The sequence below is a fragment of the Bacillus sp. MRMR6 genome, assembly GCF_001940785.1.
Taxonomy (GTDB): Bacteria; Bacillota; Bacilli; order Bacillales; family Cytobacillaceae; genus Neobacillus.
Genome location: NZ_MSLS01000026.1, coordinates 1 through 12,763, shown reverse-complemented (window position 1 = coordinate 12,763; position 12,763 = coordinate 1). Strand labels below are relative to the sequence as shown.

At 40.1% G+C, this 12,763-nt stretch carries 11 protein-coding genes and 1 pseudogene; 9 read left to right on the top strand and 3 right to left on the bottom strand.

Going from position 1 to position 12,763, the window contains the following annotated elements; translation table 11 throughout:
* Nucleotides 1-3 precede the first annotated feature (3 nt).
* On the bottom strand, nucleotides 4-924 hold the full coding sequence (locus BTR25_RS19625; RefSeq protein ID WP_075689727.1) for a sugar-binding transcriptional regulator: 921 nt from the start codon (nucleotides 922-924) through the stop codon (nucleotides 4-6).
* A 381-nt stretch (nucleotides 925-1,305) separates the two neighbouring features.
* Here BTR25_RS19625 and BTR25_RS19620 point away from each other — a divergent pair, with 381 nt between their 5' ends.
* The 7 genes and pseudogenes from BTR25_RS19620 to fba all read left to right on the top strand — a co-directional run bounded on the left by BTR25_RS19620 (nucleotide 1,306) and on the right by fba (nucleotide 8,271).
* The gene (locus BTR25_RS19620; RefSeq protein WP_075689726.1) at nucleotides 1,306-2,814 is read left to right on the top strand and encodes a sugar ABC transporter ATP-binding protein; all 1,509 of its coding nucleotides are present in this window, start codon (nucleotides 1,306-1,308) and stop codon (nucleotides 2,812-2,814) included.
* Nucleotides 2,807-3,802, top strand: coding sequence for an ABC transporter permease (locus BTR25_RS19615; protein ID WP_075689725.1), 996 nt, complete (start codon nucleotides 2,807-2,809; stop codon nucleotides 3,800-3,802). The genes BTR25_RS19620 and BTR25_RS19615 overlap by 8 nt, the downstream gene beginning before the upstream one ends.
* Nucleotides 3,803-3,809: 7 nt before the next feature.
* The gene (locus BTR25_RS19610; protein WP_075689724.1) at nucleotides 3,810-4,811 is read left to right on the top strand and encodes an ABC transporter permease; all 1,002 of its coding nucleotides are present in this window, start codon (nucleotides 3,810-3,812) and stop codon (nucleotides 4,809-4,811) included.
* Between the two features lie 6 nt (nucleotides 4,812-4,817).
* Complete coding sequence (gene lsrB, locus BTR25_RS19605; protein ID WP_075689723.1) at nucleotides 4,818-5,894, top strand: autoinducer 2 ABC transporter substrate-binding protein LsrB; 1,077 nt, start codon at nucleotides 4,818-4,820, stop codon at nucleotides 5,892-5,894.
* Between the two features lie 12 nt (nucleotides 5,895-5,906).
* Complete coding sequence (lsrF, locus tag BTR25_RS19600) at nucleotides 5,907-6,785, top strand: 3-hydroxy-5-phosphonooxypentane-2,4-dione thiolase (protein WP_075689722.1); 879 nt, start codon at nucleotides 5,907-5,909, stop codon at nucleotides 6,783-6,785.
* Nucleotides 6,786-6,862: 77 nt separating this feature from the next.
* Nucleotides 6,863-7,372, top strand: a complete 510-nt coding sequence (locus BTR25_RS19595; RefSeq protein WP_075689721.1) for a type 1 glutamine amidotransferase domain-containing protein — start codon at nucleotides 6,863-6,865, stop codon at nucleotides 7,370-7,372.
* A 37-nt stretch (nucleotides 7,373-7,409) separates the two neighbouring features.
* Nucleotides 7,410-8,271 (top strand): annotated as a pseudogene (fba, locus tag BTR25_RS19590) (class II fructose-1,6-bisphosphate aldolase).
* Nucleotides 8,272-8,804: 533 nt separating this feature from the next.
* Here the strand turns inward: fba and BTR25_RS19585 are convergent.
* Nucleotides 8,805-9,254 carry a hypothetical protein gene (locus tag BTR25_RS19585; protein ID WP_075689720.1) on the bottom strand — a complete coding sequence of 150 codons (450 nt, stop codon included), beginning with the start codon at nucleotides 9,252-9,254 and terminating at the stop codon, nucleotides 8,805-8,807.
* A 1,391-nt stretch (nucleotides 9,255-10,645) separates the two neighbouring features.
* Nucleotides 10,646-11,281 carry a GGDEF domain-containing protein gene (locus BTR25_RS19580; protein WP_075689719.1) on the bottom strand — a complete coding sequence of 212 codons (636 nt, stop codon included), beginning with the start codon at nucleotides 11,279-11,281 and terminating at the stop codon, nucleotides 10,646-10,648.
* A gap of 226 nt (nucleotides 11,282-11,507) precedes the next feature.
* Here BTR25_RS19580 and BTR25_RS19575 point away from each other — a divergent pair, with 226 nt between their 5' ends.
* Both BTR25_RS19575 and BTR25_RS19570 read left to right on the top strand, forming a co-directional pair.
* The gene (locus BTR25_RS19575) at nucleotides 11,508-11,753 is read left to right on the top strand and encodes a hypothetical protein (protein ID WP_075689718.1); all 246 of its coding nucleotides are present in this window, start codon (nucleotides 11,508-11,510) and stop codon (nucleotides 11,751-11,753) included.
* Nucleotides 11,754-12,091: 338 nt separating this feature from the next.
* Entirely contained in the window at nucleotides 12,092-12,751 is a 660-nt protein-coding gene (locus BTR25_RS19570; protein WP_075689717.1) for a collagen-like domain-containing protein, read from the top strand.
* Nucleotides 12,752-12,763 lie beyond the last annotated feature (12 nt).

Sequence of the window (12,763 nt, the reverse complement as noted above, 5' to 3'; positions counted from 1 at the left end):
TTCTTATTCCAGCAGGCTTTTGGCGACTTCTTCATCGGTAATTAATACATCAATATACCCTCCTTTTAATGCACCAATAATGGCTTCTCTTTTTTCCAAACCTCCGGCTACGGCAACGACTTGGTTCAGTGATTTCAACAGATTAATATCGGTGCTGACCAGTTGTGTATGCAATTTATGGTCTAAAACATTGCCATTAATATCATAAAATTGGCTCAATAAATCCCCTACGGCACCCATTGATTTAAAGATTTCTATTTCGGTGGTGCTTAAATATCCTTCTTTCACAAGGGTGGCCTTATCATTTACAGCTCCGATTCCAATAATCGTAATATTGGAATAAGGAATCATCTCAAAAATTTTCCTGATTGGGCGTTCCTTGACCAGCTGCTCGGCAAGCCGATGATCAGATACCACCAAGGGAGCTGGCATTATGTAATGGCTGTAATTCGGATTTGTATAATAATCGGATGATGAATCGACAGCTGTCGGGATGTAAAATCTTACGCCGCCGGATAGTGAGACAAAGGTGACCTTATATTTAGTAGAGATATTTAAATGCCCCAACGTCCTGGAGACAGCTTGCCCGTACCCGACGTTAATCATCGTGTCACTGGTAATTCTATCTTCTATATATTGGGCTGCTGCTATGGTTAGACTGTCTAGCGGGTTTTGGGTGGCAGCTGGAACGATATAAATATCCTGTAAATCATATTTCCGTTTGATTTTATTCTGCAGATCCATGTCAACGAATTGGTTCAGGTTAATTTTAAACTGGATAATGTTATTTGCTTTCGCGATATCCAGGTACTTAATCACTTTCATTCTGGACAGGTTTAGCGACTCCGCAATTTCATTTTGGGTCATTCCTTCATTGTAATATTTCCATGCAATTTTTATAATGAGGCTATTTTCGTATGTCATGTGATTCACTCTTTACTGGTTATTTTTAAAGCTAACAAAAGTTTCGTTTAAAAACTATTGTGCTACTAATGTTTGGTGATAAAACAAATATACCAACAAAATCTTCCTTTCGTCAATACGTGTTGACCCTATTTTTGTTGCTGTTTTATTTTTAAATTCAGCTTATACTTCAGCGGTTTTACAGATAAAACCTTGGTATTACTAATGTTTTGAGAGGGGGAGTCAATGAATCTACTTTTAACAAACTAAGAAGTTGGAAAAATAATAAAAAGTTTTGAAACAAATAAAAAGATTGTTGATTAATAAAATGTGTTGGAATATAATGAATTTATAAAATATAGAAAACGGTTACATAAAACGGTGCTAAGGTAGGGGGTTATTATGAAAACACCGAAGAACTTAGTGAGATTGGAGAATATCCACAAGTCATTTAATAGGAATATAGTTTTACAGGGGATTTCACTAGAGTTGAATGAGTCTGAGGTAATCTCAATCATCGGCGGCAATGGTGCAGGGAAAAGTACCTTAATGAAAATCCTTACAGGGATTTATCAACCCGATGCAGGAGCCATTGAAATAAATGGTGAAAGGGCTGGTCACTTAAATCCGAACTCGGCTCATGAACAAGGCGTTTATCTGGTGCCTCAGGAACCGTTGTTATTTCCCAATATGACAGTTGAACAAAACCTGACGATTGGCTTTAAAAAAAGTAAAAATAAAGTAAGAGATGATTCTAGTAAACTCATCAAAGAGTTAGGCTGGAATCTCGATTTGAATCGTATGGCTGCAACCTTAAGTATCGCTGAACAACAGCAACTAGAGATTATTAAAGGACTCTTACGAAATTCAAAAGTATTAATTCTCGATGAGCCAACTTCTACCTTGACGTTTTCTGAAACAGAGTCTTTATTCAAGGTGATCCAGCAGCTAAAGCAAAACGGGGTAGGAATCTTCTATATAACTCACCGTCTTGATGAAGTCTTTCAGATTTCCACACATGCTGTCATTTTAAGAGACGGTAAAGTAACGCTAAAAGGAAGAATCGAAGAATTTACAAAAGATATGTTAATCCAAGGATTGCTTCCAGTTGGAAACGAAGCAAATTATGAGGATCAATTTGAAAAAGGGATCATTAACCGTAAAGGGGAGGAACCTATCCTTAAGGTCGAAAATATCACGGGTGATGGATTCAGAAATATAAGTTTTGAAGTTTACAAGGGTGAGGTTGTTGGACTTGCCGGTCTTGTCGGAGCAGGCAGGACGGAGATTGCCGAAGCGATTTATGGAATTAATCCGATCCAGTCAGGTAGTGTTTCTCTTGATGGAAAAGATATTACGAAGCTATCGATTAATGAAACCGTTGACAGTGGGTTAGCTTACATACCGGAAGACCGGTTCTTGCATGGTATTTTTTCAATAAGTTCAGTACGAAATAATATCACAGCACAGATTATTAAAAAACAAGGTCTCTTTATAAAGAAGAAACTAGAAGAGAAAGTGGCAAGTCAGTATATTGATAGATTAAGAATTAAATTGAGTTCTCAAGATGATGAACTCAAATCGCTATCAGGTGGGAATCAACAGAAGGCGGTGATCGCCAGGGCTTTATCGATGAACCCGAAATTAATCATCATGGATGAACCGACAAGAGGGATTGATGCTGCTGCGAGGGGGGACATCTATTCCATCATCACCGAATTGAAAAAACAGGGATTTTCGATTCTGCTCATTTCCTCCGACCTGGAAGAGATTGAACGAATCAGCGACCGCATTTATGCCGTTTATCAAGGGACGAGCAATGTTGTCTTGAGCTTGGACGAAATTAATGCAACCAATGTGATGAAAGCAGCTTTTGGAACATACGAAGGAAGTGATAAGGCGCATGTCTAGGGTTACAAACATAATCAAACTTCGGGAATTTAGAACCCTCCTATTTCTCGTTATTCTGTTCGTTGTGGTGGGCATGATCAACTCTGACTATTTATCCTTGCAGAATATCGATAAATCGTTGAAAAGCAGTTTGCTTTATATCGTTCTAGCTGTCGGTATGACCTTTGTTCTTTTAACAGGGAATTTAGATATTTCCATCGGCGGAACACTGGGCTTAAGTGCGGCGGTTAGTGGAACCATCCTCAGGGACGGCGGAAATATTTTTGTTGCCGTGCTTGCGGCCATAGTGATTGGATTAATTATTGGTCTGATTAATGGATTTGGCGTTATCAAATTGAGAATTTCTTCCTTTATTATGACGCTTGCTGTTCTCTCAATTACGCGGGTCGTTCAAGTGATTTACACGGATGGTAAATGGGTGGAAAATATCCCTGCCAATGTGAAAGGGCTCTCGAATACGGAAATTTTTGGGGTCAATTTATTGACGGTGATGGTGATTATCGGGGTCGTTCTCGTTCAGTTGTTCCTGTCTAAAAGCAGCAGGGGAAGGTATTACTATGCAATTGGCGACAACAAGGATGGTGCTGTTTCCTTGGGTATCCCCGTTAACCGTTACATTGCTTATTCTTTTGTTGTTTCAGGAATCTGTGCTTCCTTAGCTGGACTGATCTTTGTTAGTCAAATTGGCTTTGTCTCAACAAATGCTGGAGCAGGAATTGAGTTAACGGTCATAGCGGCCTGTGTCCTTGGCGGTGTGTCCTTGATTGGCGGCATTGGAACGGTTGTCGGGGCGGCATTGGGAGCCATTATCTTAGTATCGATCAACTCTGCTCTTATTTATATGAAAGTACCTGCATTCTGGAATGATACGATTTCGGGTTCACTCTTAATCATCATTGTAGTGGTCGACGCTTTGCTTGCCTTAAATGCTAGCAAAAAAGCGAAGAAGCTACGGTTAAATGCAAGAGTGCTGCAGAAGGAGGCTTAGAGTTGACATGTTAAAGAAAATTCCGAAATGGAACCTCATGCTGGTATTTTTAATCGTGATGGAAATTGTGGTTTTTGGGATGTTGAATCCAAGATTCTGGAATGTCACCATCCTGCTTAATAGCTTTAATGATTTTATCCCCATCGCCATTATTGGATTTTTTGTCACATTGGTCATCATTACTGGAGGAATTGACATATCAGGTGTATCCATTATTGGGTTAGCCTCTGTTGTGATGGGCCTGTTGTCTCAAGTGGTGGGTCTAAATATTTGGATTTCAGTCCTGTGTGCCGTCTTAATCGGCGGATTATGCGGGCTTCTAAATGGCATCCTGATTGCTTATGGAAAGGTTCAGGCGATGGTCATCACCCTTGGCGGTATGCTGTTATATAGCGGAATTGCGATTGTGTTGGTGGGAATGTCTGGTGTCAGTACGTATGAAGGGATCTCCGGGTTTCCGGAAATGTTTGGCCAACTTGCCAACGGTCAAGTCTTCGGACTTCCGAACGCAGTGGTTATCTTCATTATTATGTTTATCATCGCGTATATCCTTCTGCACCGCACGCGGTATGGCAGATATATCTACCTGACAGGGATTAATCAAAATACAGCAGAGTACGCTGGCATTAATACGAAGAGAATGATTGCCAGTACCTATGTTTTGTCCGGTATGGCTGCGGGTATTGCGGGGGTTGTTTTAACTTCCTATTTAGGAAGTGCAAGATCTGACTATGGTGCTGAGTATCTTATGCCCATCCTAACGGTTGTTGTATTGGGAGGAACGTTAATCACTGGAGGTAAAGGGGGTGTTATCGGGACAGCGTTAGCCAGCATTATCTTGGGATTCATGCAGGTGGGGTTACAAATGGCTGGAGTATCAACTCAATATATCGGGTTGGCTACAGGGGTCCTTCTGATTGTGTCAGTTGCTTTCTTGGGAATCAATCCTGATTTCAGATTCAATATTAAAAGAATCACGAAAACCAAAAATCATACTATTGGGGGTTAAGTAGCAATGCGAAAAAAGAAATCTTTTAAACTAGTAATCGTATTGGCAATTATGATGCTATTTGTAGCTGCATGTAGTTCCAATGAAGGTACCTCTGGCGACGGAGGAAAGGAAAAAGATGATAAAGATATTCAAGTTGTGTTTATCCCGAAAATGACAGGAAATGCTTTCTTCGAATCTGGTAACGATGGTGCACAAGAGATGGCAAAAAAGGTAGGTTTCAAAGTGAAGTACGATGGCGCACCTGAAGGTACGGTTGCCAACCAAGTACAAATTATCAATAGTGCTGTAAACAGCGGTGCGGATGCGATTGCCATCTCATCTGTCTCTTCTGACGGTTTGAATCAAGCCTTGAAAAAGGCATTGGATGCCGGCATTAAAGTTGTAACATGGGATTCCGATGTTGATCCGAAATTCCGTTCGGTATATATCAACCAAGGTACACCGGGAATCTTAGGAAAAATGCTTGTTGATATGGCTGCAGAACAAATGGATAACCCTGATGAAGCGAAAAAGATTGCTTGGTTCTATTCAAGCCCAACTGTTCCGGACCAAAACGCCTGGGTAACTTATGCTAACGAATATATCAAGAAAACCTATCCAAAATGGGAGGTTGTTACGACTCAATATGGTGATGCTAATGAACAAAAATCACTACAGGTTGGAGAAAGTATCCTAGATTCATATCCTGATATTGATGCGGTTATTTGCCCAGACTCCACTGCTCTTCCTGCAATGGCACAAGCAGCTGAAAATAAAGGGTTGAAGGCTGAAGATGTTATTATTACAGGATTTGCTTCTCCAAATTCAATGAGATCATTTATTGAAAATGGAACGATTAACAACCATGGCTTATGGGATGTTAAAGACCAAGGTGCTCTTGCTGTTTACGTGGCTTACTGGTTAGCAAAAGGAAATGATCTAAAAGTCGGCGACTCTGTTGATGTTCCTGATATGGGTTCTGTTAAGGTAGAGTCAAACAATATTCAAGGATACGATTATGAAGCAGATGATTCCGGAATCATTGTATTGCCAGAGCGAATTGTGTTCACGAAAGATAATACAAAAGACTACAATTTCTAAGGAGAGAGAGAATTGGCAGATATTATTGGAAACAAAAACGCAAAGGATTTTTCTGAGACTATTCCATTCGCAAACAATGGTAATTTCCATGTTAAAGGTGCAAACAATTATGATTGGGGTATGAAGGACCGGTTATCAAGGATCTTTAACCCTGAAACAGGTAAAACGGTTATGCTGGCGTTTGACCATGGATATTTCATGGGGCCAACTTCCGGGTTAGAAAGATTGGATCTGCTGATTCCACGCCTGGCTAATTATGCAGACTGTTTAATGGGTACGAGGGGTGCGATTCGCAGCAGCGTTCCTGCAACCTTTAATAAGGCGATTGCCTTACGGGCTTCTTCCGGATCCAGTGTTCTCCAGGATGACCTGAGCCATGAATCCATGGTGGTTGATATTGAAGATGCGATTAAGATGAATGCAAGTGCCATCGCGATCCAAACCTTCATTGGTGCTGACGGTCAAAAGGAAACGATTCAAGAGTTAAACAAGGCTGTTAACCTGGGTATGAGATATTCCATTCCAACGTTGGGTGTTGTTGCAGTCGGAAAAGAAATGGAGCGCACCTCTAAATTTTTCTTATTAGCAACAAGGATGCTGGCTGAATTTGGTGCCCAAATCGTCAAAACCTATTATTGTGAGGACTTTGAAAAGGTAGCAGCGGCTTGTCCTGTTCCGTTAGTGGTAGCAGGCGGCAAGAAACTTCCAGAGGCAGATGCGCTTACGCTCGCTTACAACTCGATTCAAGGTGGAGCAGCTGGTGTAGATATGGGAAGAAACATTTTCCAATCCGCTTATCCAGAGGAGATGATTCAAGCTGTTAACATGGTTGTTCATAAAGGGTATACAGATAAAGAAGCATATGAGTACTACCAGCATCTTACTAATTAATTGATTGTAAAAAAAGCTTCTACTTTAGGGTAGGAGCTTTGCTTTTAAAAATACTAAATAATGGAGGAATTTTTACCATGGCGAAAGTAGCATTTTTAGTAGCAAGTGATTTTGAGGATTCTGAATTAAAAAATCCGTATGAGGCCATTAAGGAAGCCGGTCATGAAGCGGTTATCGTTGGCACAGAAAAGGGTATTCTTTGTGAGGGAAAGCAGAAAACTGTCACCTATACCACAGAGTTGGCGGCTTCAGAGGCAAATGCGGCTGATTTTGATGCGGTTGTCATTCCAGGTGGCAGTGCACCCGAGGAATTAAGGGTAAACGAGGGTGTTGTTTCGTTTGTGAAAGATCTAAATCAAAACTCAAAAGTGGTGGCTGGAATCTGCCATGGACCACAGGTAATGATTAGTGCCGATATATTAGCTGGAAAAACACTCACCTGTTACATAGGCATTCGTGATGACGTGATGAATAGCGGTGCCCATTATATCGACGAAGAAGTTGTTGTCAGCCAAAATATCATTACTTCCAGAACACCGAAGGACGAACCTGCATTCATAAGAGAGCTTCTAGCAAAGCTTCAGTAAAGCCAGAGTGAAAGTCAGGGAAGGAAGGAGGATGGAGATGGCGCTTGTTTCGGTCAAAGAAATGGCGGTAAAGGCGTTACAAGACGGTTATGCCGTTGGCCATTTTGACATACACAATCTCGAATGGACACAAGCCATTTTGGCTGCTGCAGAAGAAGAAACGTCTCCAGTTATTTTAGGGGTAACGGAACAAGCCGTGCGCTATTTTGGCGGTTATTCTGTTGTTGTTGAATTGGTAAAAGCGTTAGTAAAAGAAATGAAGATCACGGTTTCGGTTGCTCTTCATTTGGGACCACGGGTCTAGTTTTAATAGCTGTAAAATGGCGGTAGATGCCGGATTTACTTCGGTGATGATTGATGCCTCACATTTTCCTTTAAGCGAAAATATTGGAATCACGAAGAAGGTTACCGACTACGCCCATCAACATGGTGTCTCGGTCGAGGCGGAGGTCGGGAATATCGGTGGCAAAGAAGACGGTGTGGTGGAGGTATCCAATCCCGTCTATGCCAATCCAAAGGACTGTGAAAAATTGGTTAAACAAACCGGTGTTGATTTCCTTGCCCCAGCATTAGGTTCTGTCCACGGGATTTACAAAGGAGAACCTAAATTAGACTTTAACGGTATGAAGGAAATCGCAGCCTTAACGAACATACCATTAGTCTTACACGGTAGCTCCGGTCTGCCCCAGGAACAAATTAAAAAGGCCATCTCAATGGGAACGGCAAAAATTAATGTGAACGCTGATAACCATTTGGCATTTACCAAAGTCATCCGCGACCAACTAAGTCGGGATCCTGACCTCTACGATGCCACAAGCTACCTCGCCTCCGGACGAGAAGCCGTGAAAAATACAATCATCGGGAAAATGAGGCTATTTGGGTCTTCGGGGAGAAAGTAAAAAGACCTAGGGAAGACCATGGGACGGTTTGAGGTTAATTTTGGTTCAGCCGAACTTAAATAAACCTCCCATATCCATTTTTGGAAGATTCGACTATCAAGAACTATATATAGGGCTCCTCTAGAACGTGAAGGGATCTCGAGTTTTCATCCTGCAGTGATATCACCTAGCAAATATTAACTCTGATTTTCACGTATTATTCGTATTTGCAGGACAAGACTCATAACGCTGACACCCACGAGGTCTATAGTCTCAAACACCTAATACAATGTGATCTAAAGCCCTAGAGGGGCCCGAATTTATTAAAGATAAATACTTAAACCATTCATGAACAAATAATTAATTTAACTTAGATTATGCTGATAGACAAATGTTTGAAGAGACATGTAATTCATAAAATCATTTTACATTAGGGATTCTAAGCTTTTGCTTATCTATAATTCTCTGTTTAGTACGATATGTCACTCCCCGAATTTGTCGAAGATTGATAGGTATCCATTGCTAGAAAAGGGTAGTAGATCTTTGCAACAAACCTAGTTCAAACAGTCAATTTCTATACTACCTGTTGCTAGTACAGGAGTACTGGTAATCGCTTGAAATGCAAAATTAGATATTTCAAACGCCCCGTAGTCTGGATTTATATCATTTCCATCTCCTAGTTCTACATGGAAACTCCATTGATTATTATCACCAGCAAATTCACCAAAACCGTTTACAAACATTGTACAGGTACCACTTGGTTGTGGGCTGCAGAATATACCCGTAAAGGAAGTTGCGGTAAAGGTGAAACTTCTGTTAGCGGGTGAACCACCAATATCTAAGAACGTAATAGTTAAGGTACTAAGCTCTGGTGAAGCTGAACACAAATTTCCTGTAAAAGTGATTGTACCTTGTTCTGAAATTTGATTATCAATAAAAACAACTGTGGCATCATCAATGGTTCCATTCACAATCCCACTACAACCAGGACATATAATTCCCATTCATACACTTCCTTTCTTAGAGAATTATAATAATATATGTTCATAAATATGGAAGGCTTGGACTATTACCTGCTAAGAGATATGATGATTTTTTAACCTGTTATGACATTAATTCAACGATTATAGTATGCAAGGGTATGCAAGGGGACGGTTCTACTGCACTTAACCAATACGCTAGATTAGAGGGGGGAATAGGCGGTGTTTTCCTGCACCTTTCGGTGCAGAAAAACATCACCCACTCTATTGCCAGAAGTCAATAGCCGTATCGTGAGATTTGGAGCGGTTGATCAATCACTCTTAGAAAGAAAGTATTGTATCCATTAAAAGGACATCCATTAAAGAATTGAGTTTTAAATGGTGTAAGCGTCAAATAACCCCTTATCCTAAAATCAGGATAAGGGGCTATTTGACGCTTACTTTTGACTTTTGACTTGTGAATAGTTGAAACTGGCTGATTTGATATTGCGGTTCTTTACGTTTCTTATCCTTATCTTTATCATTAGTTTCTTAAGGATTACTAGTTTTATTTAGGTGGTTCAAATAAAGGTGCTGGTTTCTTACTCCTGACGCACCACTTTAGTGGAAGGATCTAACAGCCAATTTGATGAATTGGGAGGAGCTAAACAATTAAACAATCTTGACGTTCTTACAATAAATCTGAGTGACAAAATTCTACCCATTTTATAATCAAATCTCTTTATTACCAGGTTTGTTTCCGTTTTTATACAATCGTTTGATTAGTTTCAATACGTGTCAAATTATGTAGATTTATAGTTTTTATATGTTTTTATAGAAGAAGTAGATCAAAGCCAGTGACTGTTCCTCGACAGAAATTGCTCCTAAAAACTAGCAAGAGTTCGTTTAATTAAAGGGGGTTTCTAGCATCTAATCAATCGTTTGTTTGAATATTATTGTGCTAATTAAACGTTTGATTAGATTCGAGAATTCAGTTGCTATAAAGGCTTTTGTTTTATTTTAGGTGAAATAATAGTCGAAAGCGGCGTTTGTAATAAGGGTGAGTAAGTTCCCGGGTTATGGGGATGTTCGTTATGGCATGTAATTTGAAAATTATTACAAACTCTTTGGATATCCTCGGAATGTTATCTTCTAAATCTTATTTCCTCCCAAAAACATAGCTTTTGATAGCACAAAAATTTCCACGGTGGCTTAGTCAATAGTCTTGCTGCCAACCTGAGTGCCCAGGGGGGTTCTATATATCAGTTCATCTATGTATTCATCTTTTTCAAATCGATCACAGCTAAGAACCATCCAATTACTTTATTTGCTTTTCTTCACAATCTGTTTTTATAATCAAACTAGAAAAAGGTGATGCTTTTTTAAGCGTCGCCTCCCGGTAGTAACAGAGTTTATGGATATAATGTAATTCACTTTTACTTGTTTGAAACCTTTACCTTATACATTTTCTTATCTGCAATTGTGAGCAATTGATCGAAGGTCTTTCCATCTTCAGGAAATACGGCAAACCCGATAGATATTCCCAAATTAATGTTTGCATTATTGAACTTTTTCATCTCATTATCGACTGCATGATTAATACGATGAACAAGATTCTCAGCGCCTTCTTTCCCTATATTTGGAGTAACAATAAGAAACTCATCTCCACCCCATCTAAAAACTAAATCATTTTTGCGAATATTGTTTACTAGTAATTCTGAGATTTTCTTTATGGCATTGTCACCTGTACCATGACCATAATTGTCATTTATGCTTTTAAAATTGTTCATATCTAAACTGAATAATGTTATAGGTTTTTTAATCAACTTTCCCTTGTATAGTAACTTGGGGATCACTTGATCCGCATATCTTCTATTATTAATTTTGGTTAAATAATCTTTAAAAGATAGAAATTTTAATTTATCGTAAAGTCCACCAACATACCAAGCTAAAGCTGCAGCAGATATATCAAAGTATACTTCAAATCTTTCTATGTCTATGCCTAATAAAAACTCAATTATTGAAGCTGTAAGCGATAGTAATAATAAAGTCACTCTTCCCGTGTATTTCATATTTCTCCCTGTTATGTAAAATACCCTAGACTAGGTTCTTAAGACCTAGTTTAATATTGTCTAATACTAATAATAATTACCAAGGGTCATTTTTCAACCAGTAAATTATGCCAATCGTTATTGTGATCCATATTCTGATTTTTTTGACTTTTATACACAATTGATTAACTAGTTATGGTATACTAAATGAAAGGGCTTTCTTTAGTGAATTTAGAGGTGAGTAAAAATGGACTTTTATGAAAAGTTACCTGTTGAATTTTTAATCCGTTTCTATAAACAAGTTATTGAAAATATTGAAACGGGCATTCTTTCAAAATGTATGTATTATGAACTAGGAATAATTATTTCTGTTGCAAATCGGAGAGGAATTTCCTTAAAGCCACCTTCTGATTTTAATCAAGTCATCAATCAGCAAGTATTAAACGATTTACAACAATGTGAACCAGCTGAAGTAAATACCCAAACTGCCTAACCCATGATTTTTATGTTTGTTTGTTACAGCAAACACAACAAAAAACGTCAATATTATTTGTAATTCCTAATTTCATACGGGGAATGCATGTTCAAGAAAAGATTAAGGTATTAGTGCCTTGATCTTTTTTTTATCTATTCTTTAAGTAGAGCAACCGTTTGTAATTAGAAGCAGGAGAATCGTCCCTAATGCTACCGCAGCTTAAACGAAACCTTCTAGACCATCCCTGCGTCACTATCTTGTTTTTAAGAATTTTCGATTGTTTCTACATTTGTCCAAGCAGTCAATAAACAACAGCATAATCTGTCATAAATGGGATGAAAGGCAGGTTATTCACTATGGGCATACGACCGTGTGATTGTTGTGAATTTTGTGATTGTATTTGTCCTCCTGGCCCAGTAGGACCAGCGGGACCACAAGGAGAACAAGGACCAGTAGGACCCCAAGGAGTACAAGGGCCAGCAGGGTCACAGGGAGAACAAGGACCAGCGGGCCCACAGGGAGAGCAAGGGCCAGCAGGATCACAAGGAGAGCAAGGGCCAGCAGGATCACAAGGAGAGCAAGGGCCAGCAGGATCACAAGGAGAGCAAGGGCCAGCAGGATCACAAGGAGAGCAAGGACCAGCAGGGCCACAGGGAGTACAAGGACCAGCGGGACCACAAGGCGAACAAGGACTAGCAGGACCACAGGGAGAACAAGGACCRGCAGGACTMCAGGGAGAGCAAGGACTAGCGGGACCACAGGGAGAGCAAGGACCAGCAGGGCCACAGGGAGTACAAGGACCAGCGGGACCACAAGGAGAACAAGGACCAACGGGACCACAGGGAGAGCAAGGACTAGCGGGACCACAAGGAGAACAAGGCCCGATAGGAATGCAGGGAGAACAAGGGCCAACAGGACCGCAAGGAGTACAAGGGCCAGCGGGACCACAGGGAGAACAAGGACCAGCGGGACCACAGGGAGAACAAGGACTAGCAGGACCACAAGACAAGGACTAGCAGGACCACAAG

Excerpts from the sequence above, each read along its gene's own strand:
- BTR25_RS19610 (WP_075689724.1), top strand. The coding sequence starts at position 3,810 with ATGTTAAAGAAAATTCCGAAATGGAACCTCATGCTGGTATTTTTAATC.
- BTR25_RS19615 (WP_075689725.1), top strand. The coding sequence starts at position 2,807 with ATGTCTAGGGTTACAAACATAATCAAACTTCGGGAATTTAGAACCCTC.
- BTR25_RS19595 (WP_075689721.1), top strand. The coding sequence starts at position 6,863 with ATGGCGAAAGTAGCATTTTTAGTAGCAAGTGATTTTGAGGATTCTGAA.
- BTR25_RS19620 (WP_075689726.1), top strand. The coding sequence starts at position 1,306 with ATGAAAACACCGAAGAACTTAGTGAGATTGGAGAATATCCACAAGTCA.
- BTR25_RS19575 (WP_075689718.1), top strand. The coding sequence starts at position 11,508 with ATGGACTTTTATGAAAAGTTACCTGTTGAATTTTTAATCCGTTTCTAT.
- BTR25_RS19580 (WP_075689719.1), bottom strand. The coding sequence starts at position 11,281 with ATGAAATACACGGGAAGAGTGACTTTATTATTACTATCGCTTACAGCT.
- BTR25_RS19625 (WP_075689727.1), bottom strand. The coding sequence starts at position 924 with ATGACATACGAAAATAGCCTCATTATAAAAATTGCATGGAAATATTAC.
- BTR25_RS19585 (WP_075689720.1), bottom strand. The coding sequence starts at position 9,254 with ATGGGAATTATATGTCCTGGTTGTAGTGGGATTGTGAATGGAACCATT.
- lsrB (WP_075689723.1), top strand. The coding sequence starts at position 4,818 with ATGCGAAAAAAGAAATCTTTTAAACTAGTAATCGTATTGGCAATTATG.